Genomic DNA, 26,991 nt, shown 5'->3' on the forward strand with positions numbered 1-26,991 from the left:
GGACAGGGATCTCGTAAGCCTATCGCGCTTCGACCACCTCGCCATCCTCCTTCACGAAGCGGCCGACGGGACGGTCCAGGAGATCGATCACCGCTTCCGAGGGACGGCACAGGCGTGTGCCCTTGGGCGTCACCACGATCGGACGGTTGATCAGGATGGGATGCGCGAGCATCTGGTCGATCAGCTCGTCGTCGGACCATTTGGGGTCATCGAGGCCGAGCTCCTTGTAGGGCGTGCCTTTCTCGCGCAGCAGCGCGCGAGCGGAGACGCCGAGGGCCTTGACGAGTTCGACCAGTCTTTCGCGGGAGGGCGGCGTCTTCAGATATTCGATCACGTCCGGCTCGACGCCGCTCTGCCGGATCATCGCCAGCGTGTTGCGCGATGTGCCGCAGGCGGGGTTGTGGTAGATCGTGACGCTCATCGGGTGGTCTCCGCGATTGGGATGGGGTCGGCCGCGCGGGCGTCTGCGAGCAGCCAATTCATCAGCAGCACGCTGGCGAACGCTCCGCAGAGCTCCGCGAGAATGAATCCGGGCAGGTCGGCGGGACGTATGCCCGTGAACGTGTTGGTCAGCGACCTCGCAATGGCCACGGCCGGATTGGCGAACGAGGTCGAGGCCGTGAACCAATAGGCCGCGGTGATGTAGAGACCGACCAGCCAGGGGACCGCAGTGCGCTGAAACCGGATGCCGGCCAGGATCGTCGCGACCAGACCGAAAGCGGCGACGGCTTCGGCGAACCATTGCGGTCCTCCGGTTCGCATCTTTTCAGAGAAATCGAATAGTGGCAGTCCGAACATCAGATGCGCTGCCATCGTTCCCGCGATGCCGCCGGCGATCTGCGCGACGACGTAAAATGCGGCGTCGTTCACCGGCAGCTCCCGCTTGCCGGTGAAGACGAGGGTCACTGCCGGATTGAAGTGTCCGCCGGAGATCGGACCGAGCACGGTGATCAGGACGACCAGAATGGCGCCGGTCGGCAGGGTGTTGCACAGAAGCGCAAGCGCGACGTCTTTGGTCAGCGTCTCCGCCATGATGCCGGAGCCGACCACCGTGGCAACCAGAATGCCCGTGCCGAGCGCCTCAGCCGCGAGACGCCGCGGAAGATCGAATTGATCAGGCACGGCTTCGCTCCTTTCGTCTCGGCTTGCAGCACGCTTGCAGGGTTTCGACGACAGGTTCGCAGACTTCCGGCCGTCCGCCGCAACAATCCCGCAGCAGGAAGACCGCGACGTCGCGAAATTCGCCGAGATTGGCGCGGTAGACGATCGAACGGCTGCGCCGCTCGGAGGTCACCAGCCGCGCGCGCGTCAAGATCGACAGATGCGCCGAGAGGGTGTTTTGAGGGACCTCCAACAGCCGTGCGAGATCGCCGGCAGCGAGACCATCAGGCTCGTGCCTGACCAGTGCGCGGAAGGCCTCCAGCCGGGTCGATTGGGACAGCGCGGCGAGCGCCAGGACGGCTTCTTCTGTTTCCATATATCCAGACTTATGGAACTAATTGGAGCGCGTCAATCCGGAATTCTTGCCCGTTGGGCGGCCGAGCCAGTATTTCGAAGATTCTAGAAATATGGTTTGACAGTTTGAAATCGGCAGGCGCATCATGGCGGCCATGAAGATCGACGACGCAGCAGCACGCTTGGAGGCTCTGGGAAACCGGACCCGGCTTCAGATCTATCGTGCCCTGGTGCGGGCAGGGCACAAGGGCATGGCCGTCGGCCGCCTGCAGGACAAGCTGAAGATTCCGGCCTCGACGCTGTCGCATCACATCAAGACCCTGGTCTCGGTCGGGCTCGTCAGTCAGGTCCGGGAATCGACGAGCCTCGTCTGTCACGCGAATTTCGAGGCGATGCGGGGCCTGGTCGATTTCCTGGCGGCGGAGTGCTGCGCAGACGAAGTCGGATGCAAGACGAAGCAAACCGCGGCGTGAACTTTTTTTGGCTAGCATTTTCGATGATTCTAGAATTATGGGAAAAGTCGAATGAACGCTAAGACGGTCGCCATCATCGGGGCAGGGCCTGTCGGCCTCGCAGCAGCTGCGCACGTCCTGGAGCGTGGCATGTCACCCATCGTGCTGGAGGCAGGACCCGAAGCGGGGCACGCGGTTCGCCAGTGGCAGCAGGTCCAGCTCTTCTCGCCGTGGGAGTACAATATCGACAAGGCCGCCGCGCGCATGCTCGCGCCGACGGGATGGAATTCGCCGGACCCGGGCTCCTATCCGACCGGCGGCGAGCTGATCGACCGATATTTGACGCCGCTTGCGACGCGAACGCCGTTGCGCGAGGTGATCCGGACATCCAGCCGTGTCACGGCCATCAGCCGCGTCGGCTTCGACAAGGCGAAGACGAAGGGGCGTGAGCAGGCGCCGTTCGAAATCCGCTACCAGAACGGCAAAGGTCCTGAAGTGCTGCGCGCGGATGCCGTGATCGACACATCAGGCACATGGTTCTCGCCCAATCCCGCCGGAGGTAATGGTCTGGCCGCGATCGGCGAGCGTGAATGCGCCGGTCACATCGCCTATGGCATGCCCGATGTCCGCGGTGCCGGCCGCGCCAGATATGCCGGGAAGACCGTTGCGGTGCTCGGCGCCGGCCACTCCGCGGTGGGCACGCTGATCGATCTGGTGCAGCTCGCAGGCGAGGTGCCGGGGACGCAAGCGATCTGGCTGTTGCGCGGCGCCGATCCCGCCAAGGCCTTTGGCGGCGGCCGGAATGACAAGCTTGCCGCACGCGGAGAGCTCGGCAGCGCGTTCGCTGCGCTTGTTGCCTCCGGAAAGATCAGGGTCGAAACCGAATTCGGCGTCACGCATCTGTCGGACTCCGAAGGCCGCCTCGAGATCGCGGCCGGCTCGGGTTGCGGCGCGCGAAGCGTGATTGTGGACGAGCTGATCGTCTCGACCGGCTTTCGTCCCGACTTTTCGTTCCTGTCCGAATTGCGCCTGCGGCTCGATCCCGCCATCGAGGCGGCGGTCGCGCTGGCGCCGCTCATCGATCCCAACGAGCACAGCTGCGGCACGGTGCGCCCGCACGGCGCGCGCGAGCTCTCGCACGACGAGCCGGGCTTCTACATGGCGGGCATGAAGTCGTATGGCCGCGCGCCGACCTTTCTCATGATGACGGGGTATGAGCAGGTGCGCTCGATTGCGGCCGATCTCGCCGGCGACAAGAAAGCCGCCGCAAGGGTGGAGCTCGTGCTGCCGGAGACCGGCGTCTGCACGCGCGGCGGCGTCGAAGCCGCCGCGGCCGGATCAGGATGTTGCGGCGGGCCGGCGAAGCAGGAACCGACGGCCTGTTGCGCCGACGACGAAGCGGCGAAGAAGGCCGGCGCTTCCGGCTGCGGTTGTTCATGAATTTGGGTCTTGCAGGTGAAGCCGGGGAGTTGCCCATTGTGGTTGGTGCGCCGTGTCGGCGTGGGGGCGGGAGGACAGCATTCGTAACTTGAGCGGGCGGTCTCTGATCGCGGTGATGTGCATCGGCCAGGTCGGCAATCTGCTGCCGCATGTGACGTTGTCTGCGAATCTGGCGCAGCATCTGATGCCGGCGTGGGGGCTTTCGGCGGCCGAAGGCGGCCTGATGGCGAGCGGTTATGCGTTCGGCTACATGCTCGCCGTGCCCGTGCTGACGACGTTGACCGACCGGATCGACGCGCGCCTCGTTTTGCTCTGGGGTTCGATCGTCAGCGGACTGGCGACCGCCGCGTTCGGAATCTTCGCGCAAGGGTTCTGGTCCGCGACCGCGATCTGGTCCCTGGCAGGACTTGGATTTGCCGGCGCCTACATGCCGGGCCTGAAGGCGCTGACGGACCGGCTTCCCCCCGGCGACACCTCGCGCGCCGTCACGCTGTACACGTCGAGCTTCTCGGTCGGCGTCGGCCTCTCGTTCTTGGTCGCGCAAGTGATCGCCGACCGCTGGGGATGGCGGACCGCTTTCCTTGTCACCGGCTTCGGTCCGATCGCAATGGTCGTCGCGTGCCTTCTGATGCAGGCGCAGCGGCCCGCGCCGAAGACGGGACGTCTCTTGAACTTCGCGCCCGTCTTCGCCAACCGCGAGGCGCTCGGATACATCTTCGGCTACGGCGCCCATTGCTTCGAACTCTACGGTATCCGCACCTGGCTGGTCGGGTTCTGGACCTTCGTCGTCGTCCACCAAGGCGCGCCCTCATGGTTGAGCCCCGTCGTGCTGAGCTTCTGCTTCGCGGTGATCTCGATGCCGGCCAGCATCCTCGGCAACGAGGCGGCGCTGAAATTCGGGCGCCATCGCGCGATCACGGTCGTGATGATCGCGTCGGCCTGCGTCGCGCTCATCATCGGCCTTAACGCGACAGCGCCGGCATGGGTGCTCGCGCTGCTGCTGCTTGCCTATGGCCTGACCGTGCCGGCGGATTCGGGCGCATTGACCGCCGGCATGTCGGCCGCGGCTGTGTCCGAACATCGCGGCGCGACCTTGGCCCTGCATTCGACCGTCGGATTCGGCCTGTCAGCGGTCGGCGCCTGGGGCACCGGCGCCGCGCTCGATGCAGCCGGCGGCCCGCAGAGCGCGACCGGCTGGCTGCTGGCGTTCGGCGTCCTCGCGGCTGGTATCGCGTTGGGTCCATTCGCGCTGCTGTGGGCGCGGAAGGGCCAGTCTGTTCGGGCGCAGTCGATGTGAGGTCGCGCAGTTCTACTCGGCGGTGGAAAATCGATCGAGGCGTAATCGATGTCGATGATCGGTGAGAAGGCGAGCGCCTCCCGTCACGGCGGCGAGCGTTCCCAATCCCGTCCCGCCGGCGATCAAGAACATGATCAGGAGCTGATACTTGACGGCGTCGATCGGCTCGACGCCTGCAAGGATTTGACCGGTCATCATCCCCGGCAAAGAGACAAGGCCGATCGCCGCCATGCTGTTCATGATTGGCGTGAAGCCGCTTCTCAATGCGTCCCGCAGGACCGGCAGCAACGCCTGATAGCGGGTACCGCCAAGAGCAAGGCAAGCTTCGACGGCGGCCCGTTCGCGCACCAGGCTATTCGTCAGCACGTCCAAGCCCAGGCTTATCCCGGTCATGGTGTTGCCCAGGATCATGCCCAACAATGGCAGCGCATAGCGCGGATGATACCACGGATCCGGACGTAGCTCCGTCAGAAGCGCGAACATCGTGACGGTACCGGCCGCGAGCAGCATGCATCCCGCCCCTAAGCCATAGCTCCAGATACCCGGCAGGCGTCGCTTTTGCCGAGCGACGATTTCCCGTGATGCGAACAGAACCATGACGACGGCGGCGAGGGCGGTCCAGAGCGGCGAGACCGCGGCAAACAGGAACGTCAGCACGTATCCGACGAGCACCAGCTGAACCACCATCCGCACGGTGGCGATGGCCAGCTGCTTTTCAAGCTTGAGGCGGAGAGCGAGCGAGAGAGCGCCGTCCATGACGACAAGGAGCGCGGGCAGAACCAAATCGCCGTATGTCAAATGAATGTAACTCACGGCGGGTTTTCCTCAATTCCGCCCTCGGCATTCATCACAAGGACCCTCGACCCGACGCGGCGGGCCTGGGCGTTGTCGTGAGTGCTCCAGACGACACTCGTTCCATTCGAAATGCGTTCGGCGATCAAGGATTCCACGGCCGCCGTCGATGCCGAATCGAGGGCTGACGTCGGCTCGTCCAGGAGAAGAACCCGCGATCGCAGCATCAGCGCCCGCACCAGCCCCAGCCGTTGTCGCTCGCCGGTCGAAAGTCTCTGGACCGGCCAGGGACCGCAACTGCAGGGCAATCCCAGTCTCGTGACCAGTGGCAAGGCATCATCCCAGCCGCCGAAGTGATCTTGCACGATGTCTGTCCACCAGCCCGGCTCGGCAGCGAGGTAGGTCACTCGCTTGCGCCAGGCCGGGGCGGGCATCGCCTCCCTGAGCGTTCCGTCCAGTTTGACCATTCCTTCGTTGGGATCGAGATCCGCGATCGCGCGAAGGAGTTGGGTCTTCCCTACGCCCGAGGGCCCTTGCAGGGCGACGCATTCGCCGTCCTGCAAGTCGAATGAAACGGAGATGTGCAAGCGCTTGAGCGCGCGGACCGTCAGCATGTCTCAAAGCTTGCGCCGGAGCCGATCGGCAACTCGCCTCGCGATCTCCGCCGGCGCCTCGTCCGGATAGGGATGCACCCAGCTGGCATTGATCTCGCCGAGGACATAGCTGTCGGTTCCGTTGGGAAGGACCGGGCCAAGCATGAAGTCGGCGTCCCAAATCGCAGGCAGATCAAGTCGCGAAATATCCAGCAACGACATCAATTGGGGCGTCCACTCGTCTTCCATCAACCGACGCAGCCGCTGGAAGCGCGAGTCTGCGTTCGAGGTATAGAGTCGCGGTCCGGCCTCGGCGCGTGCGGCTGGCGAATCAACCAGGGCCTTGACCTTGTGATGGCCGAAGCCGGCACAGCGATCGTCTGCCATGTAGCAACGTACGACGCCCTCGCCCAGGCGAGGCTGGAATGGTTGGTCGATCACGCTACCGTTCTCGAAATACTCGGCGCAACGACGGAGAAAATCATCCAGCGTCAGTTCCTCGGGCGCGTCCTTGGTGGCGTCCAGCACCTTTATCATGGAGGAGGTCGGCAGACTCTCGACCTTCCAGACGCCTTGGCCGCCATTGCCCCGGTTGCGCTTGATCACGCGCGGACCAGCGGCGAGCCGCATCGGTAACTCGGCGCGCATCGCCGCAGCGGTTTCATATAGCGCCGTGTCGCTTCCCCAGCCCATCGCGCGGGTACGATACAGAACCTCCTTGGTGCCCATCTTGAGGATGACATCGGGATGGGCACTTACCCACACACCCTGCGCCGCGACGTCCCGCAGCAATGCGTCGAGACCAATGCGACTTCGACCGTCCTGAATGGGGTTAACCCAGACCAGCACGCCGTCCACCCCGAGCAATTGTTCACGGACGCCCTCGGCGAAGCCTTCATCATAGATCGCCGGCTGGGCTTCAATGCCGACGGCGGCGAGCGCTTCGAAAAGCTGCGCGAAGCGGCTGTTTTGCGCCGTCGCATCCCGCCGCGCGGCAGCGTCTCCGCGTGAGAGGATGGCGACGGTATGTTGGTGAGAAGGGTGTCGTTCGGTGTCCATGCGCAAGCTCCACAAATGGCGTGCTGCGCAGAGCTTGGACCGAGGCCTCACGGGGAGTCTGCTTTGTCCCCACGCAAAGGACAGTAGCGGGGCCGTCCGCCAGTTTCAAGACGTGGCTGGCGGGGTTCCGCGGAGCGGTGAACTCTTTGTGACGTTCGCCGGCGGCGTCGGTGCGCCGCCCAAAGCCTGGGCCCGTTGACAGCTGCCGCCCTCGGGTTTTTACTTGGGGCTCGGGGGATGTGCGATCTCCCCGTGAGGCGACATGCCCAAGCATCGCGTCCTGATCACCAAGGGCGCAGCATGTCATCATACATCCCCGATTTCATCCGTCAGACCGGCTCGACTTTTCGGCACGGCGTCCGCGCCGGTCGCGTCGCTGTGCACATTAATGCCCGCGGCCTCTTGCGCCTTGTGGGCATCGCGTAGGGGAAGATCGCGAGCGGACTTCACCTGGGGCAAGAAAACTTGGGGCAGGACAAGACCAGGAGAATGATCATGCGAACACGAACAATCTTCCGCACGGTTCTGTTGCTTGCGGTCGCGGGCGGGCTGTCGAGCGCGCACGCTCTGACGCAGGAGGAGCTCGTCGCCAGGATCCAGGCGGCCGGTTACACGCAAGTCAGCGATATCAAGTCGACGGCCGAAGGCATCACCGCCAAGGCGGTGAAGAACGGCAAGGCGGTGACGCTGGTCGTCGACAGCAGCGGCCAGGTCAAAGAGCGAAACTAAGCCTAGGGAGTAGCGCGATGAAAAGAATCATTTGGGCCGTGGTCGGCATTGGTGTCTGTCTTCTTGCATTTCGCTTCGGCCCCTTCATCCCGGCATATGCTCAGGATGCCGACTGGCAGAAGGTGGATGAGACCCTGGGGCGCAAGCCCGCCGTCTCGGACGACGTCCGCCGTTACGGCTTTCCCCGCAGCGATCTCTCCGTGACGTTGGATGGGGTTGCGATCAAGCCGGCGCTGGCGCTTGGCGGCTGGGTCGCGTTCAAGCCTGCGCATGGCGGCGCAATGATCATGGGCGATCTCGTGCTGCTCGAGACCGAGATCAATCCCGTGATGGCGAAGATGATCGCGACCGGGCTCGAGATCACCGCCGTGCACAATCATCTGCTGCGTGCGAGCCCGGCCACGTTCTACATGCACGTCGCCGGCCATGGCGATCCCGTCAAATTGGCCTCGGCGATCCATGATGCGCTGGCCGAAAGCAAGACCCCGCTGACGGTCACGGCGCCGGCGAACCCGCCGCCCGCCATCCACCTCGACACCGCGAATCTCGATCAGATCATTGGCGTCAAGGGGCAGGCGAACGGCGGCGTCTACCAGTTCAACGTGAAGCGGCGCGACCCCATCACGGAAGACGGCATGTTGTTGACGCCCGTCGGCGCGATGGGCGTGGCGATCGCCATCAATTTCCAGCCGACGGGCGCGGGTAGGGCGGCCATCACCGGCGACTTCGTGCTGACCAGCGACGAGGTAAACCCGGTCATCGTGGCGCTGCGGACGCACGGCATCGAGGTGACCGCGCTGCACAGCCACATGCTGGACGAACAGCCGCGGCTCTTCTTCATGCACTTCTGGGCCAACGACGATGCCGTCAAACTTGCAGAGGGTCTCCGTGCGGCGCTCGACAAGACGGCGAGCACGAAGGGCTGACGCATGGACAAGCACGTGGACAAGCTCATGGGCAAGCTTGCGCTGGCATCCATGCTGGCTTTGTTAGTGGGAGGGAACGCCATGGCCGAGACCTTGAATTTCGACAACGCTGCTGCCGGAACCTCGCCCGACGGATGGACTTTGACGATGACCGGCAAGGGACAGCCGAAATGGACCGTCGAGGCCGAGTCGACAGCGCCAAGCAAGCCAAACGTCCTCAAGCAATCCGGACGGGCGACGTTTCCCCTCGCCATCAAGCGCGATACGTCCATCCGTGACGGCTTCGTCGAGGTGAAATTCAAGGCCGTCGCCGGCTCCGAGGATCGCGCGGCGGGAGTTATCTGGCGTGCGAAGGATGCCGACAATTACTACGTGGTCCGCGCGAACGCGCTGGAGGACAATGTCGTGCTGTACAAGACGGCCAATGGCGTCCGAACATCACTTGAGATCGTGGGTCGCAGAGGCGGCTATGGCGTCAGCGCGCCGGTGTCGTCGGGGCAATGGCACCTGCTGCGCTGCGACTTCGCAGGAAGTCGGTTCAAGGTGAGCTATGACGGAAAGCAATTGTTCGAGGTGGACGACGTCACCATTCCGGACGCCGGCATGATCGGCCTTTGGACCAAGGCAGATAGCGTAACCCTGTTCGATGATCTGACATATGGTGGGATCAAATAGGCGTTTGGTCACCTTTGCCGGAGATTGCCATGAACGTTCGATGCCTGTCGGTCGCGACGGCCCTGCTGATTGCGTCCATCTGCCCGGTGCGGGCGGAGGAAGGTCTGGTCGCCTACAAATCCCTCGGTCCGGAACTGGCGCTCGATCTTGCGCGCGCTGCGTTGGCGAACTGCCGCACCCGTGGATACCAGGTTGCAGTTGCGGTCGTCGATCGCTTCGGCGTCACGCAAGTGATGTTGCGCGACCGCTTTGCAGGCCCTCACACGCCCTCGACGGCAGCAGGCAAGGCGTGGACAGCTGCCTCGTTCAAGACCAGCACGACCGAGCTGAATGCGATCAGCCAGCCGGGCATGATGCAGGCTGGCATTCGCAACCTTCCCGGAACGGTCGTCATCGCCGGAGGACTGATCGTCGAAGCCGGCGGCTCCCTGGTCGGAGCGGTCGGCGTGTCCGGTGCGCCGGGCGGTGACGCGGACGAAGCCTGCGCGAAAGCCGGAATTGACGCCATACGAGACAAGCTGGACTTCTGAGGCGTAAAGATCGTGGTGGAAAAATCTTCAGACCTTTGCGAGCTTGGCGGCCGTCCGATCCGCAGAGACAAGCAGACGCGCCGCCTTCGCACGCGCAGGTGTCGGGCGCTCACCGACAGGAATCGACAATATCCGATTTGTCACGCCAACCTGAGAAATAAGACCGTCGAGCTTCCCCAACGATTGTTCTCGATAAGCCGATGTCCGCGAGAAGCCGGTCGTCCAGTTCGAGAAGCTCGTCGTACTGGCGGCGCCGTGTGATGCCGTCCAGCAGCGCGAGCGTGAGTTTCCAGAACCATCCAGGGTTTGGAGAAGGAACGAAGGCTGCGTTGGATGTGCAGATTGAGCCAGGGGTGCTGTCGCAAGACATGTTTCACCTCCATAATGGAGCGAAACAACGCTTGGCTCGAAAGCTGGTCGGGCGGTTGTGTTTGACCCGATGGCGCTTGCTATCATGCTCGTCTTTGCCGCGCAAGCGACCCTGCCGACTTCGGCAAGTGACCCAAACCGGACGCCCGGCTCGCAATGGTGGGGCCAAGTTGCTACACTTAGTCCTGCCCGAATGCTGCCGAGCGCTCCTTCATTAGAGATTTGCGAAGTGCCGACCGATTGGATTGTCTATGGGATGATGGGACCAGCCGGTTTCTTGCTGGTTGGAATGGCACTTTTGCTCTCGCTTTTCGTCTGGTCCATGATCCTCGGCAGTACATCTACTCGGTTCGGCGTTGGGCCGTTGCTCATTGGATACGCATGCGGTGCATTCGGCCATTTAGCCAGTAATTTTCTCTGGTCATATAATGAATTCAGCAAGCGCGTTTCGACTGGTCTCCTTGAAGAGGCCCAACGTTGGTCAATCGTACCCGGCTGGACCGTCTATGCCTCAGTGCTGACCTTAATTTACCTGTTGCCGCCTGCCACGGTAGTTGGCGTGCCCCTCTCGGCCGTGCTGCTCAAGCATGGAAGGCTTACATACCTCAGCATCGCAGCGACGGCTGTTATGCTTTGGCTCAGTTTTGCGATCATTGCGTGGGCTCTGCCGACCAATGAGTGGCACCGCACACATCGTCTGGCTTCGTTCAAAATGATCGTCACTGACCTCCTACCAAGCGTAGCGCTCACGGCGGTTCCGTTCCTCCTCGGCATCTATGTGACCTCGCGATCCGCTCGCCGTCGTACCGTTTGACCCGCCAGGCGTCCGGCTCAGCCGAGTGCCCCTGCTTTCGCGGAAACGATAGTCAGAAGCCCTGTTGGTAATGCGTCTCGTCATGGCCCTTATTGGCCCATACCAATCCGTAGCTTCTTTCCGACGTCACCCACTGTGCTTTGAGCGGCGGAGGAAAAAAGCACCTGCGAACCCAACCAAGACACATGTCCCAAGCACGTAACCCGCCGGATTTAGCAAACCTGATTTGTCGGCAAGAAAAATGAGCGCGATGGAGATAATCACTTGGGCAGCCCAAACAGGTGATGCCGCCCGTAGGGCTTGACTGAAGGTCATCCGGTTGAAAAGAAAAAGAACAATCCATGATGGTGCGAGTAGCACCGTTAGCAGCCCCAAGATTGCGACCACGGCAAACATTAATGGTCATCCCCCTTTGGCGGCCACTTTCATATCAAGCAAAGATTGCGATGTCGCCTCCTGGCCCATCGCTTCCGTTGGCGGGGTCTCGCTGCATGTCAGCTCACAGGGGCCGACCGGAAGTTTGCAGCCGGCTGTCACTTCGGCGGCTTGTGACCCAAAGCGGCCATAAAAGGCTGTTCGACTTGGCAGTGGGCAATGATGAGCTATCCCACCCAATGTTGCCAAGTGAGTACGCTCAATGAAGGTTGGAACCAAAATCCTAATGTCCGTTTTGGCGGTGTTACCATCGAGTATCGCGGCTCAGTCACCAGATCGCATGGCGGCGGACACATGGTCACTTCTCTGGCGTGACGGCTACGTCAACTGGCGGGGCAAGCTCATTAAGCCGCGCTGGCAGGTAATGACCGCCGACGACGGCACCGAATTCGCAATTGATCTAAGCACGAAGCCCGCCCACTCCGCCACTGCCTACATTATCGATGGAGATGCCTTTAACAAGAACAACCTCTTCGAGTTTCACTTTGACTGCGACGGCAAGTTCTCCGAGGTAATTAGCAACATGGACTTGAAGCGCAGTCAAATTGTAGCGCCGACAGTGCATCGACTGGTCTGTGACGACGCGCGGAAAGCCCCCTGAGTTTTCTCTCGAGGAGTATCAGTAGTTGGCTTCGGCTTCTGGCCCGTTCCGGACCAACTGCGCCGGCTCCACCATGTCAGCTGTTCGGGCCGGACTGGAAGAGACAGTAGAGGTCTGCACCGACGCGATTGCCCCAGAAGAGACGTGTTGCGCATAGCTGCGATAGGTTCGCTGGGGTACGATCGGCCGAGACCTTGGGGTTCATAAATGCTGAGGCGACTTGCGATTGAAGACATGGATGCTGCGGCCGCTGTCCATCGTACGGCTTTCGACCAAGCTCTGCCAACTCTGGCCGGGCTCCACACTCCAGCGGAGGACCGTTGGTTCTTCAGAGAACGCATTTTTCCGGCCTGCCAACTCTGGGGCTGGTCCAGCGGCCAAGAGCTCGTTGGCTTTATAGCGTTTCGCGATGCATGGATCGACCAACTCTACGTGCTCCCAACGTGGCAAGGCCGTCAGATTGGCCTTACGCTGTTGAATGTTGCGAAGGATCGATTTGCGCACCTGAGCCTCTGGACCTTCCAGCGAAACCAAACTGCACGCAAGTTCTACGAGAAGCATGGTTTTCGGCTTGTCTCAAAGACAGATGGCGCACGCAACGAAGAGAAAGAACCCGATGTTCTGTACTCGTGGCGACGTGACCATCTCCACCAGGAATGACCGCTTGTGGCCCTTCGGCGAAGTGGCAGCATCGCTCCACGAGGTCCGCTCATTGAGGCATGGCGGACAAAATTTGCTCAGGTCGAGTTCTTCGCATTTTGACCAAAACGGACATTAGCCCTTGGCAACGGGATTTATTCGGCTGCTGCCAAACCGCCTACGCGCAGCTCTCCGACGGCTTGGCGGATGACGATAGCAGCACCCTGAATAGCAAGCACGGCCATGATGGCGGCCACGATCACGTCGGGCCATCCTGTGCCGGTCCCGAACACGCCAGCGGCTGCCAATAAGACCGCGAGGTTCCCAAGCACATCGTTACGGGTGCAAATCCATGCAGATCGCATGTTGGCGTCACCATGACGGTACGCCCAAAGAAGACCAAATGAAGCGGCGTTGGCAGCCAAGGCCGCAACTCCAACGGTGCCCATAGCAAATGCGCTTGGGAGCGTTCCGTGGAGCGAATGCCAAACGACTGTTGCGATGACCCATGCACCGAAGGCGGCCATTGTAGCGCCCTTCGCAAGAGCAGCAGCAGCGCGATAGCGGAGTGCCATGCCAATTACGAGCAGGCTTATGGCATAGTTTGCAGCGTCACCTAAGAAGTCGAGCGCGTCTGCTTGTAACGACGCCGATCCAGCAGCGAGGCCCGCGACGACCTCAACCGCAAACATTGCGGCATTGATCGCGAGCACAGCCCAGAGCACCCGGCGGTAAGCGGCATCCCGCTTTTTGGTTCCGCCCAAGTTGAGGGGCGGCGGAGGACAACAGCAATCGTTCATGGGCGGAAGATAAGATGAATTGAGGCCAATCGCTAGTCGAGTTCGGTCGCCTTTTAGCCCATCGCTACCGTTGGAGCGGTGCCGCGACATGTCGGCTCAGAGGGGTAGACCGGAAGTTTCCAGCCCGGCGCCAATCGCCGCTTGTGACCCATTGCAGAGTTGGCCGCCCTTATTTCGGTCCCAAAAGCGAGCTTCAACTTTAGTCCGTTTCAATGTCTTGGAGCGTCCATTGAGAGCAGCTATTTTGATCTCGCTTCTCATATTATCGTCTCAGCTATCCGCTCAGACGCATCATGGAGAGCAGCCGTCTGTTTCCCGCTTTCGAGCTTGTGTTCGGTCGCACGCACCTGATGCTCAAGCGGCGGGCGTTCGGACAGCCGAGGACGCCGCGCGCTACGCCATGAAGGTGTGCATGCCGTTAGTCGGGTTGTTCTTAGATCCAAACGCCTCCCGGAATGCGGAAGTCATAGAGGAAGTGCTTCCTCCCGGAATCTATCGTGCGGTTCTCAGGGAGGAGTGGGGCGATTTTGTTGAGCAGGGAAACAGACAATAAGGTTTAGCTCTCGCCGGCAGTTCTAGGAAGGTCGTCTCCTGGCCCTCAGCAGACATGCCACCAGCGCTTTTTCTGGAATCCGATAACCGCCCTTAACGGACTTCAGACCCCGACAGAGGTCATGCCATCCGAGGCTGGCACGGAGCAGCACTACGGAACAATAAAAAGACTTCGCGGTTAAACGGTTTCCCCCGACACCGGAGTCGACCATTTGCAAGCCCACCAGTCAAAACTTGACGGGATCGACGATACTGCGCGCCTTCAACTGCTCATCGACGCAATCGTTGATTACGCCATCTACATGATCGACCTCGACGGCACAGTCCGCAGCTGGAACTCCGGTGCCCAGCGGTTGAAGGGCTACTCGCCTGACGAAATCATCGGCAAGTCGTTCGCATCCTTCTATACGCCAGATGATCGCGCCAATGGGCTTCCAGAGCGCGCCTTGAGCGTCGCAGCACGAGAAGGCCGCTTCAGCGCCGAAGGATGGAGAGTCCGCAAGAACGGAAGCCGTTTCTGGGCATCGGTCATCATCGATGCCGTCCGCAATCAAGCCGGTGAAGTGATCGGCTTCGCCAAGGTCACGCGAGACGTTACCGAACGTCAGGAAGCCCATGAAGAGCTTCTCGATAGTGAGCGGCGCTATCGCCAGCTGGTCGAGGCCGTGGTCGATTACGCGATCTTTCAGCTCGACCCACTCGGCAACGTGACAACCTGGAATCCCGGAGCAGAGCGGATCAAGGGCTACGCGCCGCCGGAGATCATCGGTCGGCATTTCAGCGCTTTTTACACGCCTGAAGAGATAGAACTCGGTGTGCCCAAGCGTGCGCTTTCAGAGGCGGCGGAGCATGGTCGCTTCGAAGCGGAAGGCTGGCGCCTGCGAAAAGACGGCTCCCGCTTTTGGGCGTCGGTCATCATCGATCGCATCACGGACGAGGCCGGAAACATCGTCGGGTTCGCCAAAGTCACGCGCGACGTTACGGACCGGAAGCGCGCTGAGGACGAGCTCAAGCACGTTCAGGAGCAACTCGCCGCATCCCAAAAGCTGGAGGCGGTGGGGCAACTCAGCGGCGGGATCGCGCACGACTTCAACAATCTGCTCATGATCGTCCTTGGCAATCTCGAGACAGCTGAACGGCACGCCAAGGCGCCCGGAGCCAATCTGAACCGGGCGCTCGCAAACGCCAAACGAGGCGCGCAGAGAGCCGCGGCGTTGACCAGTCGCTTGTTGGCATTTTCGCGCCGACAAGCGCTTGATCCCAAACCAATCAACGTAAACAACTACGTCAATAGCCTGCAGGAATTCCTTCAGCGCACGCTCGGAGAGCGCATCGAAGTCCAGACCGTCGGAAGTGCGGGTCTTTGGGAAATCGAAGCCGACGCCAATCATCTGGAGTCAGCCATCGTCAACCTGGCAATCAACGCTCGTGACGCCATGCCCGACGGCGGAAAGCTGACTTTGGAAGCAGCCAACATCTCCGCCGACGATGATTACTGCCGGCTCAATCCTGAACTGGCGCCCGGTCAGTACGTCGCCATTTGCGTGACTGACACCGGAGGCGGAATGTCGCGGGACGTTCTCAGTCACGCCTTTGAGCCCTTCTTTACGACAAAGGAGCCGGGCCACGGCACCGGGCTTGGCCTGAGCCAGGTCTACGGCTTCGTCAAGCAATCCGGAGGCCACGCAAAAATCTACAGCGAGGTGGGGCAAGGCACCACCATCAAGATGTACTTTCCGCGCTTTTCCGGAAGCACACCGCGCGAGGAAATCGCACCCGAGGAAATTGCCGAGGGTGAGCTATCCGAGACCGTTCTCGTCGTCGAGGACGATGAAGATCTGCGCGTCTATATTTCTGACGTCCTGCGGGAGCTCAACTATCGCGTCCTCTCGGCCCGCAGCGCCCAGGCCGCTCTGACCATTCTCCTGCAAGAAGACTCGAAGGTGGACCTTCTTCTCACTGACGTGGTCATGCCGGGGATCAATGGTCGCGAACTCGGCAGGCGCGCGCATCAAATTAGACCTGGACTGAAGATCCTGTACATGACCGGCTATTCGCGCAATGCCGTGGTCCATCAGGGAAGGCTTGATGAAGGCGTCAACCTGCTGGAGAAGCCAATCTCGCAAGCAAAACTAGCGCTGAAGGTGCGAGAGATTCTGGATCAGTTTGAATGACCAAGGTCTAACCAGCGGTAGTATCCTGACCGCTGGCCGGCGGCGGTCACTGTAGCACCGTCCGCTCTCTGGGCCTTAGCCGTCATCCCTCCCTGTCTGCCTGGTGCCTCAACGGGCACCAAGATTCCCGTACTGCGCTCACCCTGAGGGAGTGGATCGGTAGCCGGACTTTCCCCGCTTGACCTTTTTTCGCGCCGTGAGATTTTTAAGGGTCCGAGAAAAGCCGGGGGCGGCGATGAAACTGTTGAACGAATACCTGGAGCGCGCCGTCAGTCTGGAGAAATTGGCCGCGGGCGAGCAGGATTCGACCTTCAAAACTCAGCTGTTGAGCCAGGCGGCGGCTTACAGAAAGCTGGCGGCAAAGCGCGCCTTGGAATACGGACTGCCGCCACCAAGCCCGCCAGAAGAACCGCCGCAACCCTGAGAGCGTGAAAGATCGATCTAGATCCAGGCCGCCTGCGGCCGTGCGGCTGGTGCGATGTCAGGCGCGATAAGCCGCCGGCCAAGCCAAAAGTGAAAGTCCGCGAGGGCGACTAGGCCCGGCGGCGCATCCTCCACGAGCATGTCGCGGGCCTTCGCGAATTGATCGGGAAGTTGCGCAAGAAGCTGCGCTCCTGAAGTCGAGCTGACCTTCGTTGGGCGGGGGACCCTTGCTCGCTGTGTTCAAAATGGAACATAACTCTTTATCGCGAGTTCCTTCCCCGATCGCACAGCGGGGTGCGCAGGGGGGCCAGCATGCAAGGGGCGGGAGTTACTATCCTCGTCGTCGAAGACGAACAGCTTATCCGCGACATGGTGGCCGACGCATTGTCAGATGGCGGCTTTGAAGCCGAAGTCGCCGTCAGTGGGGAGGATGCAGTTAGTCTTCTGCAGGGCAACCAAACCAAGTATCGCGCACTCGTTACCGATATAAATTTGTTCGGAAAGCTCGATGGCTGGCAAGTCGGCCATCGCGCCAGGGAGCTAAATCCGGACATCTCTGTGATTTACATGACAGGCGCGGCGGCCGATCAATGGCCCGCCCACGGCGTGCCCAACAGCATCTTGCTGACCAAGCCATTTGCACCTGCGCAAATCGTGACCGCCGTAGCTCAACTTCTGAATACCGGAGCTCCGCCCGCTCAGTCCTGAGGGAGTGGACGAAGCCTTCGCCGACCGAGGCAGCCTTGGTTCTTCGCCAAGGGCTTGGGCGGCTCTTCGACCATGGCCTCGACATCGATGGCAGGAAGCTCGCCGGTGCCGTCTTTCAGGTATGCGGCACGCTGTACGAAGCCAGCAGCGACCGTGGGATCCTTTGTGGTTTTTGCCATGCGCAGCAATTCCGCTGCGGCCTCACGGGCGAACTGATTTAAGCGCGACACGGTTGGACATCCGACACTCAGCCGACGTGGAATGATTCAAGGGTCGAATGTTCGTTCCGAATTCAGGCGGGGACAATCTCGAACGAGCCCCGCCATTCTAAGCGCAAGCTGCTCCGGCATAAAAAAACCCGCGGCGGATTGCTCCGCGCGGGTGAACTTTCGATGATGCCATTCTGCCAGTGTTTTGCCCGACGAGTCAAAGCCGAACAGCGCGACGGGCAGGGATGTATCGGTCCGGCAAACGCCTATTTGGTGCAACCAAAATGGCTAATGATTTCAATACCCCCGCTACTGTGCATGGGGTTGTTTTTCGACTTTTTGTTTTGCGGCTTGCCGAAGCCGCGCCTCAGCGCCGTCCGCGCGGCGCTTCGGCCTTGGCCGGCGCCTCGGTCTGCGGGCCGCAACTCGCGGCCGCAAGCGAAGCCTGCGCTTGCGGCATCAGGCCGGGCTCGGGGGCGAGCGCCTTCATCACGATCAGACCGGTGGTGCTGGGGGAATCGATGATCAGGCGGTCGGCGGCGGTGATCTCTTCGTCCTCCGGCAGTTCGTTGTGCTGCGGCTCGGTCATCAAATCGAGCTCGATCACCTTCTTGCCGGCCGAGCGGTCGTTGATGGCGTAATAGGCGATCTCGTTGCGAGTGTAGAACGACACCGAGGTGTAGGCCTGGCTGACGGGCACCGTCAGCTTGATCGGTCCGTTCGACAGATCGTAGCGGCAGATTGCCAGCGCAAAGGCCGGGTCCATGAACGGCATCGGCGAGGTCTGCGGATCGGCGAGCGGAAGCTGGGTGACGGCGTTGAGCTTGGTCATCGGCGTCAGCCGCGAATAGGCGTCCTGGGTCGCGATCCGCGGCAGCGCCAGCACGCTGACGAGATGAACCACGAGGCCCAGCACCACGCCGGCAACGATGGTGAACAACAGCCGGATCATGAGCAGCCCGCCGTCGTGATGGTGGGCATCGGCGCGTCGCGCTGGGTGCGGGTGGCAACGCCGACCGGGGTGTCGTAGAGCCGCAGCATCAGCGCGTAACGCTCGATGCCGCCGGTCGGCAGCCAGTTGCCGGCGCGCGAGCGGGAGGCGATGCGGATCTCGAACGAGCCGTCGGACTGCCGCACGATCTCCTGGCTGGTGAAGCCGTAGCGCTGCAGCGAATTGGGGACGAGATGACCCTTGCGGTCGTAAAGCGTCAGCGTCCAGAACCGTGCCGGCGGCGTCACGCCGGAGACCACGACGTCGCAGCGGCCGTCGAGCACCTTCTTCTTGTCGTCGGCGGTCGCGGTGAAGGCGACGCCGTCGCCGGTGCCGATCGGCAGCTCGCCGTTGCGCACGATGGTGGCGCGCGAATACGGATCGACATCGGCGGTGCCGGTGCGCGGACGCGCGGTCCAGGGGCCGATGGTCAGCGCGCCGATCTCGGTGCCGCGCGTCGTCGTCATCCAGGTCGCGCCGACGCCCACCACGGTTGCGAGCAGAAGGGCCGTCAATGTGATCAGGATCAGCCGCACTTGTTTCGATCAGTTCTTGCGCGGGGCGGATGCGTTCGCATTCTCTTCCGCATAGTTCTGCGGGAAGGCGAGCGCGCTCGTGGACGATGCCGGCTTGGCTTGCTTGGGATCGGTGGCCGCCGATTTGGTCGCGGTCCTGGCAGCGTCATCCAGCAGCTTCTCGACCCGCACCAACACGTCGGCGCCGCGTTTGGTCAACACCGGCGGCGGACCGGGCTTGGTCTCCAGCACCTTCGGCGTCGCATTGGCCTGCGCGTTGGCGATCCGCTCGGGCGGCAGCTTCTGGCCCATGCCGATGCCGGCGATTTCCCGGACCTCGACGCCCTGATGCGCCGCGAGCATGATGTCGTGCCAGGTCTGCGCCGGCAGCGAGCCGCCGGTCATGCGGTTGGTCGGCGAATAGTCGTCATTGCCGTACCAGACCGCGCAGGTGAAATTGCCGGTGTAGCCGACGAACCAGGCGTCGCGATAGGCATTGGTGGTGCCGGTCTTGCCCGCGGTCGGAATGCCGTCAAGGGCTGCGCGGCGCGCGGTGCCTTCGCTGACGACGTGGCTCATCATGCCGGCCATGTCGGCGGCCACCGAGGCGGGGATCGCTTGGCGCGGCTTCGGCCCGTCGCGGTCCCAGCGCCAGACCGGATCGCCTGCGCCGGTGCGCACTTCGAGCACGGAATGCGGCGTCACCGCCTTGCCGCGGTTGGGGAAGGTCGCATACGCCACCGCGTGCTCGAGCACGGTGACTTCGTCCGAGCCGATCGGCAGCGACGGCGTGTCGGGCAGCGGCGCCTTGAGGCCGAAGCGGCGGGCGACCTCGACGATCTTGGCGCGGCCGACCTTGGCCGGGTTCTGCGCTTTGGGCTCGTTCTTCTGGCCGATGGCGATCGACAGCTTGACCGGCACGACGTTGATCGAACGCGTGATCGCCTGTGTCAGCGTCACTGCGCCGGAATAGGAATGGCCATAGTTTTGCGGGCACCAATTGCCGATGCAGACCGGTCCGTCCACCACGATCGAATTCGGCGTGAAGCCGTTGAGGAGCGCGGTGGTGTAGACGTAAGGCTTGAACGACGAGCCCGGCTGGCGGTAGGCGTCGGTGGCGCGGTTGAACTGGCTGGCGCCGTAGTCGCGGCCACCGACCATGGCGCGAATGCCGCCGTCGAGATCGGAGACGACGGTCGCTGCCTGGGTCGCGTGATAGTCGCGGCCGAACTGGCGGAGCTGGTTCTCGACCGCGTCCTCCGCAGCCTTCTGCACATTGGTGTCGATCGCGAGCCGGACCACGAAGACGCGCTCGGTGTAGGATTTCGGGAAGGTGTCGACCAGCTTGCGCATCTCGTCGAAGGCGTAGTCGAGATAGTAATTCGGCGACGCCTCGTAGCGGCGGTCGACCGCGAACGCGGGATTGCGGCGGGCGCCGAACACCTGGCCCTCGGTCATGAAGCCGGCGTCGACGAGGTTGTCGAGCACGACGTTGGCGCGGGCGCGTGCGGCGGGCAGGTTGATGTGAGGCGCGTATTTGGTCGGCGCCTTGAACAGGCCGGCGAGCATCGCGGCTTCGGCGAGCGTCACGTCACGTGCCGACTTGTTGAAGTAGAAATGCGCGGCGCCGTCGACGCCGAAGGTGCCGCCGCCCATATAGGCGCGGTCGAGATACAGCTTGAGGATCTCGTTCTTGGTCAGGCGCCATTCCAGCCAGACCGCGAGGAAGGCTTCGTTGACCTTGCGTTCGATGGTGCGCTCGTTGCTCAGGAACAGGTTCTTGGCGAGCTGCTGGGTGATCGAGGAGCCGCCCTGGCGGACGCCGCCAGCCTGGGCGTTGGTGACGAGCGCGCGCGCGGTGCCGGCGATGTCGATGCCGAAATGCTCGTAGAAGCGGCGGTCCTCGGTCGCGAGGGTCGCCTTGATCAGCACGTCCGGAAAATCTTCCAGCGGGATCGAATCGTTGTGCTTGATGCCGCGGCTGCCGATCGGGTTGCCGTAGCGGTCGAGGAAGGTCACCGCGAGGTCGGACTTCTTCAGCCAGTCCTCGTCCGCGGTCTCGCGGAAGGCGGGGATGGCGAGGGTCAGCATCACAACCAGGCCGCCGAGGCCCAGCGTCGCAGCCTCCGACAGCGGCTCGATGAACACCCAGCGCTTCCAACGCCCGACATAGAAGCGGTCCATGAAGGTCGAGTAGCGCTCGTAGAGCTCGCGGATGCCCTTGGCCGAGGAGAACAGCGAGGAGTCGATGCGCGCATCGAGATCCAGGAAGAAATTCCGGATCCGGGCCTTCCAATGCGGTGGTATGATCTGGCGCACCTAGAACCCTTGCGGCTTGGTTCGAAAGCGTTCAAGCACCCGGCCGGGGCGGCATCGAGACGTCTTGCGGGAGTGTTGCGGCAAACCCAAGGCGCCCGGCCAGCGACGGTGGGGACTTGCTGTTCCTTCTAGCCGAGCAGGGCCTATAAACCAATGGTCACGCTTGCGATTTTGAACAACAGGCCTAATTGACCCCGGTTCATTACGGGCCTCACGCGGGCGTTGCTTGCAGCCCCGCGGCCGCACGCCCTAGATGGCATCAGCCGTAGCTCTTTCGAACTTTTGTTGAGGCGCATGACCGCAGCTCCCAAACGACCTTCAGGCCAGGAAGGATTCTTCTGGAAAACCAAGACCTTGGAAGAGATGTCGGGGCCCGAATGGGAAAGCCTGTGCGACGGCTGCGGCCGCTGCTGCCTGAACAAGCTCGAGGAAGATGGCACCGGTGACATCTATTTCACCCATGTCGGCTGCAAGCTGCTCGATGGGGTGACCTGCGGCTGCAAGGACTATGCGAATCGTTCCGACAAGGTTCCGGACTGCGTCCGCCTGACCCCGGCCAATGTCCGCACCCTGAACTGGCTGCCGCCGAGCTGCGGCTACAAGCTCGTCGCGGAAGGGCGCGACCTCTATTGGTGGCATCCGCTGGTGTCAGGCGATCCCGACACCGTGCATGAGGCGGGCGTCTCCGTGCGCGGACGGGTCGAAGGCAGCGAGGTGGAGATCCCGGACGATGAGCTCGAGAACCACATCGTGCAGTGGCCGGCGCAGCTTCCGAAACGGGCCCGGCTGAAGCGACGTCCGAAGGACTGATCCGCCTGCGAGATCGACGTCGCGCCGGCGCGGACGCCCAGCCCCTGGCGCAGCATATTGATACAATCTGAGATTGTGATAGACTGGCGCCGTTTTACGGTGCCGTTTTTCTCTTGGCTTCTGTTTTCAGTCCCCATTTGGGGCGCAATCTTTTGGAGAGCCATATGGCAAAGTCGCAAAAGCAGGCGAAGAAATCTCCCGTGGTCAAAGGTCAGGCCCGGCCATTTTGTCAGAACGGCCCAAGAGTCCTGCCGCAGCTCAGTCCGGCTGTCATGGCCGACACCCTTCGCGCACGTGCGATTATCTCGAGCCGATCCAAGTGGGTGAACGGCACGGTCCTGCACTACTGCTTTTTCACCTCGGGTCACTTTGAAGTTCCCAGGGCCCAGGCGGACGCGGTACGCAAGGCTTTCGCGAAATGGAAGACGGTAGGCATCGGCCTCGAATTCCAGGAGGTCTCCCAACTCGCTGAAGCCGAAGTGCGAATTGGCTATTCAGTGCCAGACGGATCGTCGGCCTCGCAGGTTGGCAGGGACGTGCTGCAGGTATCCCAGACCGAGCCGACCACCGTGTATGGTTGGGATCTGACCTCGCAATATGGCAGCGGCACAGCGCTGCACGAACTCGGACACGTGCTTGGCATGGAGCACGAGCATCAAAATCCCTTCGCCGGCATCAAGTGGCATGAGGAGGCTGTTTACAAGTCGCTGGGCGCCCCGCCCAACAAGTGGAGCCGCTCGACGACGTTTCACAACATCCTGGAGAAGCTCACCCCGCAGCAGGTACAGGGTTCAACATGGGACCCGGATTCCATCATGGAATACGAGTTTGAGCCGGGGCTGATTGCGGAGCCGAAGCCTTACGAGACCAATGGTCTGGTTCCTCCGGGGACGCTCTCCGCCGGAGACAAGCAGTGGATCCGCCGTTGGTATCCGCCGCTACAGCCGGCCTTGACGACGCTTCAGCCCTTCCATCCGGCCGTGGTCGATCTCGCCGCTGGTCAGCAGATGGACTATGCGATCAAACCCAGCGCCTCACGCAAATATACCATCGAGACCAAAGGGCCGTCTGACGCAACGCTGGTCCTGTTCGAGGAGGTGAACGGAACGCCGCGGTTTCTCGTGGGCGACGATGATAGCGGCGAGGATCGAAACGCGAGGATTTCCTACAAATTGTTCGCCGGCCGAAGCTATATCGCCCGGCTGCGACTGGTGCATCCAGGCCCCTCGGGCAAGACGGCACTGATGTTTTCCTAAAGGTGCCCTGGGACGTCGCAGGGCTGCCAGCAGCGACGGGGGCCCTGCGACTCTCACTTGGGTCCGTACGCCAATCGTCGCGATGGCCCGACTTTGGGATGCACCCATGCGCCGCGGTGCCTGCCTGGGAAGAACTTTGCTGTCTACATTGGACTGCATAGAACGAATCCTTCGCGGCGTTGCGCCGCCCCATGGCTTCCGGTCGAGATGAACAAGTTCGAGCGGCAGAGCAGTTCTGCCGACACCCAGACATTGCCCGACGACATCGCCGAGGAATTGTCACGCCTTCCTAGCGAGGTCTTGAGCGTCGATGACGCTCCCTCGCTCGCACCGCTGTCGCAGGACGAGGTCCGCACCATTGTCATCAGCCTGATGCTGACGATGTTCCTGGCCGCACTGGACCAGACCATCGTCGCAACCGCGCTGCCGACCATCGGACGCCAGTTCCACGACGTCTCCAATCTCTCCTGGGTCATCACAGCCTATCTGCTCGCCTCGACCGCGGTCGCGCCGGTATTCGGCACGCTCAGCGACATCTACGGACGCCGCGTGATGATCATCATCTCGCTCAGCCTGTTCGTCGCGGGCTCGGTGCTGTGCGCGATCGCGCCGAACCTGCCGATGCTGATTCTCGCACGCGGTCTCCAGGGACTGGGCGGCGGCGGCATCATGCCTGTCGTGCAGACCGTGATTTCCGACGTCGTGAGCCCACGCGAGCGCGGCCAGTACCAGGCCTATTTCTCCAGCGTGTGGATGGTCGGCGGCATTCTCGGCCCGGTCATCGGCGGCGTGTTCGCCCAGCATCTGCACTGGTCGATGATCTTCTGGATCAATGTGCCGCTCGCGGTCGCGGCGATCGCGCTGCTGCTGCCCAGGATGAAAAAGATCCCGGTGTTCCACCGCAAGCGCAAGGTCGACTGGCTCGGCGGCGTGCTGCTGATGGCCTCCGCCGTCGTCTTCATGCTGGTGCTGACCTGGGGCGGCACGCGCTTCCCGTGGCTCTCGTCGACCGTACTTGCGATGGTGGGCGGTGCCGTCGCGCTCGCGGTCACTTTCGTGTGGCATGCGCGCCGCGCCGACGAGCCGTTCCTGCCGCTGCCGCTGCTCGGAGGATCGGTTGTGCCGTTCGGGCTGACGGCGGGCGGCTGCGCGCTCGGTGCGATCACGGGCCTCACGGTGCAGCTGCCGCTCTACTACGAGGCGGTCTATCACCTCAGCGCCAGCGAAGCGGGCCTCGCGCTGATTCCGCTCGCGGCGGTCTCGACCGTCGGCGCGGCCGTCGCCGGCCGCACCATGGCGCGCGCCAAGCACTACAAGCGGGTCGCCATCGTCGGAACGTCCTGGGCTGCGCTGTGCGGCCTCGGCCTGACGTTGACGACGTTGCCGCTCTGGGCACTGCTGACACTGATGGCCGCGTTTGCGCTTGGCCTCGGCACCACCTTTCCGGTCTGCGTGGTCTCGGTGCAGAATTCGGTCGCCCGTCCGCAGGTCGGCACCATCACCGGCGCCTTGAACTTCTTCCGCTCGCTGATGTCCTCGTTCACGGTCGCGGCGTTCGCGGCCATCCTGCTCATCGCCCTCGGTGCCGACGTTCCACTCGCCGGCGAGCATCACGGCGCCGTCAATGCGATCCCCGCCGAGGACATGCGGCATGCGTTCCGTTACGTGTTCGGCGCCGCCACGGCGCTGATGGCCGGCGCCGCGCTCTGCCTGATCATGATGGAGGAGCGCCCGCTGGCCGGTCCCTCCGTCACGCAGCAGGTGGAGATGGCGGAGTAAGGGTTAGCCACCGCGGTCGGGATCATCGTCGCCATTGCCCGCGCCCGTCTTCCGCGCTTTCGTCGCGAGCTGGTACTTGAGCCGTGCGAGCGCTTCGGCAGACCAATCGCCGACATCTGTGACCGCGACCCAGCCATCGACGTAGTGTTCGGGCGCGTAGACATGGCCAAAACCCATCGGCGTGTTGGTTGCGACCGCCATGTCGAGAGCGAGCTGCAGCATCGTGACGATGGGGTACCATCGCAGTTCCGACGATACGTCAGGCCCGCGCGGTGCGTCCATCCAGGCCGGCGCCCGATAGGCGTCGCCGTAGTCGAAGAATGTGATCGCGTCACTGGCATATTGCAGATAGACCACGCGCATCGGGCCCCAGGGCGTATCCGGCGGCACCGTCGGTCCGTTCTGGTTCATGAAGCGCACGAAGCGGCCGTCGCGGAATTTTGGTAGCCACGCCGGTGATCCTGGATTGCGGTTATCGGTAATCGAGCGCCAGATGCGGCTCTCGAATGGCGCTCCGCTCCATAGTGCGCCGGCGATGGGATCGCCGATTGTTTCGAACAATTCTACGGATTTTTCCGAGTTCATGGCGCCGAGGCTGAGCCCGTGCAGATACAGCTTTGGCCGCTTGTCCTTGGGCAAGCTCGTCCAGTAGCCGTAGATTTCGGCGAACAGCGCACGCGACGCCTCCGCTCCGTATTCGGGCTGAAACAGCAGCGACAGCGGGCTGTTGAGATACGAATATTGCATCGCGACGCTCGCGACATCACCATGGTGGAGATATTCCACCGTATCCATCGCGGATGGATCGACCCAGCCGGTGCCGGTCGGCGTAACGACGATCAGGACCTTGCGTTGAAAACCGTGCTGGCGCTTGAGCTCCTCGAGCGCAAGCTTGGCGCGCGCCTGGGCCGTGTCGCGGCTGCCGAGACCGACATAGACGCGCACGGGATCCTGCGCGGGCTGTCCCGTAACGGCGCTGATCTCTGTCGCGTTCGGACCCGAGGCAATGAACCGGCGCCCCATGCGCCCGAGTTCCTGCCACTTCACCAGCGACGCAGAACTCCCGGTTCGATTGGGGGCGGCCGGTTGCGGCCGCTCGGGCTCTTGCAGGGCGTCGAGTTCGCGGAAGGAGGAGTCGAGCGCGTTGAACGCGGTCCGGACCAGGACGTTGCTGGCGATCGACCAGAACAGCAGGCCTGCGATCAGCACGCCGAGGACATTGGCGAGCTTCCGCGGAATGACGCGCTTTGTGCGTACGGCGAGGAAGCGGGCGACAAACGCGAACAGCCGCCCCAGCACCAGCAGAACGGCGAACGTGATCAGGGCGATGACGCAGACCTTGAGCGGATGCGCGGTCTCGACCGGCGTCATCTTCATCACTGTGCGGATCGAATTCTGCCATTCGGCGGTTCGCCGCAGGAAGATAACGACGACCAGCAGGCAACCGGCCGTGACCAGCGCATTCGCAATCGATCTCGCCCGCGGCGAAGGTTCGGGCAATTCGAGATAGTGCCATAGCCGGCGCCACAGCACGCCGGCGAAATAGCCGATCGCAAAACAGCCGCCGGCAAGCGCGCCTTGCGTGAGATAGCTCCGCGGAATCAGCGTCGGCGTAAGCGCGGCAGCAAAGAACAGGGCGCCCAGCATGA

At 62.5% G+C, this 26,991-nt stretch carries 30 protein-coding genes; 16 read left to right on the forward strand and 14 right to left on the reverse strand.

All coding sequences use genetic code 11. From position 1 onward, the window contains the following. Positions 1-19: 19 nt before the first annotated feature. Genes arsC through IVA75_RS37145 form a run of 3 tightly spaced genes read right to left on the reverse strand, consistent with a single transcriptional unit; the run spans position 20 to position 1,477 of the window. Positions 20-421: an arsenate reductase (glutaredoxin) gene (gene arsC, locus IVA75_RS37135; protein ID WP_247288792.1), complete on the reverse strand. Its 402-nt coding sequence runs from the start codon at positions 419-421 to the stop codon at positions 20-22. Then, the gene (locus IVA75_RS37140) at positions 418-1,122 is read right to left on the reverse strand and encodes an MIP/aquaporin family protein (protein ID WP_247288794.1); all 705 of its coding nucleotides are present in this window, start codon (positions 1,120-1,122) and stop codon (positions 418-420) included. The genes arsC and IVA75_RS37140 overlap by 4 nt, the downstream gene beginning before the upstream one ends. Further along, positions 1,115-1,477, reverse strand: coding sequence for a metalloregulator ArsR/SmtB family transcription factor (locus tag IVA75_RS37145; protein ID WP_247288796.1), 363 nt, complete (start codon positions 1,475-1,477; stop codon positions 1,115-1,117). Before IVA75_RS37145 ends, IVA75_RS37140 begins: the two co-directional genes overlap by 8 nt. 133 nt (positions 1,478-1,610) lie before the next feature. Between IVA75_RS37145 and IVA75_RS37150 the strand changes: the two genes are divergently transcribed. The 3 genes from IVA75_RS37150 to IVA75_RS37160 all read left to right on the forward strand — a co-directional run bounded on the left by IVA75_RS37150 (position 1,611) and on the right by IVA75_RS37160 (position 4,644). After that, complete coding sequence (locus tag IVA75_RS37150) at positions 1,611-1,928, forward strand: helix-turn-helix domain-containing protein (RefSeq protein ID WP_247289104.1); 318 nt, start codon at positions 1,611-1,613, stop codon at positions 1,926-1,928. 51 nt (positions 1,929-1,979) lie between these two features. Continuing rightward, complete coding sequence (locus IVA75_RS37155) at positions 1,980-3,347, forward strand: NAD(P)-binding domain-containing protein (RefSeq protein ID WP_247288798.1); 1,368 nt, start codon at positions 1,980-1,982, stop codon at positions 3,345-3,347. A gap of 115 nt (positions 3,348-3,462) precedes the next feature. After that, positions 3,463-4,644: an MFS transporter gene (locus IVA75_RS37160; protein ID WP_247289106.1), complete on the forward strand. Its 1,182-nt coding sequence runs from the start codon at positions 3,463-3,465 to the stop codon at positions 4,642-4,644. Between the two features lie 12 nt (positions 4,645-4,656). On the opposite strand, the gene fetB is transcribed toward IVA75_RS37160, so the two are convergent. Genes fetB through IVA75_RS37175 form a run of 3 tightly spaced genes read right to left on the reverse strand, consistent with a single transcriptional unit; the run spans position 4,657 to position 7,088 of the window. Next, on the reverse strand, positions 4,657-5,457 hold the full coding sequence (fetB, locus tag IVA75_RS37165; protein WP_247288800.1) for an iron export ABC transporter permease subunit FetB: 801 nt from the start codon (positions 5,455-5,457) through the stop codon (positions 4,657-4,659). Next, positions 5,454-6,050, reverse strand: coding sequence for an ABC transporter ATP-binding protein (locus IVA75_RS37170; protein ID WP_247288802.1), 597 nt, complete (start codon positions 6,048-6,050; stop codon positions 5,454-5,456). Before IVA75_RS37170 ends, fetB begins: the two co-directional genes overlap by 4 nt. A gap of 3 nt (positions 6,051-6,053) precedes the next feature. Continuing rightward, positions 6,054-7,088, reverse strand: coding sequence for a Cj0069 family protein (locus tag IVA75_RS37175; protein ID WP_247288803.1), 1,035 nt, complete (start codon positions 7,086-7,088; stop codon positions 6,054-6,056). 495 nt (positions 7,089-7,583) lie between these two features. Here IVA75_RS37175 and IVA75_RS37180 point away from each other — a divergent pair, with 495 nt between their 5' ends. The 4 genes from IVA75_RS37180 to IVA75_RS37195 are packed head-to-tail and all read left to right on the forward strand — an operon-like array spanning position 7,584 to position 9,948. Continuing rightward, positions 7,584-7,817 (forward strand): hypothetical protein, encoded by a 234-nt coding sequence (locus IVA75_RS37180; protein WP_247288804.1) that lies wholly within the window; start codon positions 7,584-7,586, stop codon positions 7,815-7,817. A gap of 17 nt (positions 7,818-7,834) precedes the next feature. Continuing rightward, positions 7,835-8,743 carry a DUF1259 domain-containing protein gene (locus IVA75_RS37185; protein ID WP_247288805.1) on the forward strand — a complete coding sequence of 303 codons (909 nt, stop codon included), beginning with the start codon at positions 7,835-7,837 and terminating at the stop codon, positions 8,741-8,743. Positions 8,744-8,770: 27 nt separating this feature from the next. Next, positions 8,771-9,418, forward strand: a complete 648-nt coding sequence (locus IVA75_RS37190) for a hypothetical protein (protein WP_247288806.1) — start codon at positions 8,771-8,773, stop codon at positions 9,416-9,418. A 29-nt stretch (positions 9,419-9,447) separates the two neighbouring features. Next, the gene (locus IVA75_RS37195) at positions 9,448-9,948 is read left to right on the forward strand and encodes a heme-binding protein (protein WP_247288807.1); all 501 of its coding nucleotides are present in this window, start codon (positions 9,448-9,450) and stop codon (positions 9,946-9,948) included. 109 nt (positions 9,949-10,057) lie between these two features. On the opposite strand, the gene IVA75_RS37200 is transcribed toward IVA75_RS37195, so the two are convergent. After that, on the reverse strand, positions 10,058-10,318 hold the full coding sequence (locus tag IVA75_RS37200; protein ID WP_247288808.1) for a DUF1127 domain-containing protein: 261 nt from the start codon (positions 10,316-10,318) through the stop codon (positions 10,058-10,060). Between the two features lie 84 nt (positions 10,319-10,402). On the opposite strand from IVA75_RS37200, the gene IVA75_RS37205 reads away from it, so the two are divergent. Next, on the forward strand, positions 10,403-11,131 hold the full coding sequence (locus IVA75_RS37205) for a hypothetical protein (RefSeq protein WP_247288809.1): 729 nt from the start codon (positions 10,403-10,405) through the stop codon (positions 11,129-11,131). A 126-nt stretch (positions 11,132-11,257) separates the two neighbouring features. Here IVA75_RS37205 and IVA75_RS37210 read toward each other — a convergent pair whose 3' ends face one another. After that, a complete protein-coding gene (locus IVA75_RS37210; RefSeq protein ID WP_155809916.1) occupies positions 11,258-11,527 on the reverse strand; it encodes a hypothetical protein in 270 nt (89 codons plus the stop codon). 241 nt (positions 11,528-11,768) lie between these two features. Here IVA75_RS37210 and IVA75_RS37215 point away from each other — a divergent pair, with 241 nt between their 5' ends. Both IVA75_RS37215 and IVA75_RS37220 read left to right on the forward strand, forming a co-directional pair. After that, positions 11,769-12,167, forward strand: coding sequence for a hypothetical protein (locus tag IVA75_RS37215; protein WP_155809917.1), 399 nt, complete (start codon positions 11,769-11,771; stop codon positions 12,165-12,167). A 207-nt stretch (positions 12,168-12,374) separates the two neighbouring features. Continuing rightward, positions 12,375-12,827 carry a GNAT family N-acetyltransferase gene (locus tag IVA75_RS37220; protein ID WP_247288811.1) on the forward strand — a complete coding sequence of 151 codons (453 nt, stop codon included), beginning with the start codon at positions 12,375-12,377 and terminating at the stop codon, positions 12,825-12,827. Positions 12,828-12,961: 134 nt separating this feature from the next. On the opposite strand, the gene IVA75_RS37225 is transcribed toward IVA75_RS37220, so the two are convergent. Further along, on the reverse strand, positions 12,962-13,606 hold the full coding sequence (locus IVA75_RS37225) for a cation transporter (RefSeq protein ID WP_027569097.1): 645 nt from the start codon (positions 13,604-13,606) through the stop codon (positions 12,962-12,964). A 764-nt stretch (positions 13,607-14,370) separates the two neighbouring features. Between IVA75_RS37225 and IVA75_RS37230 the strand changes: the two genes are divergently transcribed. The 3 genes from IVA75_RS37230 to IVA75_RS37240 all read left to right on the forward strand — a co-directional run bounded on the left by IVA75_RS37230 (position 14,371) and on the right by IVA75_RS37240 (position 17,463). Continuing rightward, a complete protein-coding gene (locus tag IVA75_RS37230; RefSeq protein ID WP_247288813.1) occupies positions 14,371-16,332 on the forward strand; it encodes a PAS domain-containing sensor histidine kinase in 1,962 nt (653 codons plus the stop codon). A 235-nt stretch (positions 16,333-16,567) separates the two neighbouring features. Continuing rightward, positions 16,568-16,756 carry a hypothetical protein gene (locus IVA75_RS37235; protein WP_247288814.1) on the forward strand — a complete coding sequence of 63 codons (189 nt, stop codon included), beginning with the start codon at positions 16,568-16,570 and terminating at the stop codon, positions 16,754-16,756. Between the two features lie 311 nt (positions 16,757-17,067). Continuing rightward, positions 17,068-17,463 carry a response regulator gene (locus IVA75_RS37240; protein WP_247288815.1) on the forward strand — a complete coding sequence of 132 codons (396 nt, stop codon included), beginning with the start codon at positions 17,068-17,070 and terminating at the stop codon, positions 17,461-17,463. Here the strand turns inward: IVA75_RS37240 and IVA75_RS37245 are convergent. The 4 genes from IVA75_RS37245 to IVA75_RS37260 all read right to left on the reverse strand — a co-directional run bounded on the left by IVA75_RS37245 (position 17,454) and on the right by IVA75_RS37260 (position 21,497). Beyond that, positions 17,454-17,693, reverse strand: a complete 240-nt coding sequence (locus tag IVA75_RS37245) for a hypothetical protein (protein WP_247288816.1) — start codon at positions 17,691-17,693, stop codon at positions 17,454-17,456. The two genes, IVA75_RS37240 and IVA75_RS37245, sit on opposite strands and share 10 nt — an antisense overlap. Before the next feature lie 346 nt (positions 17,694-18,039). After that, positions 18,040-18,624, reverse strand: coding sequence for a DUF1254 domain-containing protein (locus IVA75_RS37250; RefSeq protein WP_247288817.1), 585 nt, complete (start codon positions 18,622-18,624; stop codon positions 18,040-18,042). Continuing rightward, the gene (locus IVA75_RS37255) at positions 18,621-19,199 is read right to left on the reverse strand and encodes a DUF1214 domain-containing protein (RefSeq protein ID WP_007593444.1); all 579 of its coding nucleotides are present in this window, start codon (positions 19,197-19,199) and stop codon (positions 18,621-18,623) included. Before IVA75_RS37255 ends, IVA75_RS37250 begins: the two co-directional genes overlap by 4 nt. A 9-nt stretch (positions 19,200-19,208) precedes the next feature. After that, positions 19,209-21,497: a PBP1A family penicillin-binding protein gene (locus tag IVA75_RS37260; protein WP_247288818.1), complete on the reverse strand. Its 2,289-nt coding sequence runs from the start codon at positions 21,495-21,497 to the stop codon at positions 19,209-19,211. A gap of 294 nt (positions 21,498-21,791) precedes the next feature. Between IVA75_RS37260 and IVA75_RS37265 the strand changes: the two genes are divergently transcribed. The 3 genes from IVA75_RS37265 to IVA75_RS37275 all read left to right on the forward strand — a co-directional run bounded on the left by IVA75_RS37265 (position 21,792) and on the right by IVA75_RS37275 (position 25,342). Next, positions 21,792-22,307, forward strand: a complete 516-nt coding sequence (locus IVA75_RS37265; protein WP_027569103.1) for a YcgN family cysteine cluster protein — start codon at positions 21,792-21,794, stop codon at positions 22,305-22,307. Between the two features lie 164 nt (positions 22,308-22,471). Next, complete coding sequence (locus IVA75_RS37270; RefSeq protein ID WP_247288819.1) at positions 22,472-23,563, forward strand: M12 family metallopeptidase; 1,092 nt, start codon at positions 22,472-22,474, stop codon at positions 23,561-23,563. A gap of 207 nt (positions 23,564-23,770) precedes the next feature. Next, the gene (locus IVA75_RS37275) at positions 23,771-25,342 is read left to right on the forward strand and encodes an MDR family MFS transporter (protein WP_247288820.1); all 1,572 of its coding nucleotides are present in this window, start codon (positions 23,771-23,773) and stop codon (positions 25,340-25,342) included. Positions 25,343-25,345: 3 nt separating this feature from the next. On the opposite strand, the gene IVA75_RS37280 is transcribed toward IVA75_RS37275, so the two are convergent. Next, positions 25,346-26,989, reverse strand: a complete 1,644-nt coding sequence (locus IVA75_RS37280; RefSeq protein ID WP_247289107.1) for an alpha/beta-hydrolase family protein — start codon at positions 26,987-26,989, stop codon at positions 25,346-25,348. Positions 26,990-26,991: the final 2 nt, after the last annotated feature.

Source organism: Bradyrhizobium sp. 134 (genome assembly GCF_023074155.1).
In the GTDB taxonomy this organism is placed as follows: domain Bacteria; phylum Pseudomonadota; class Alphaproteobacteria; order Rhizobiales; family Xanthobacteraceae; genus Bradyrhizobium.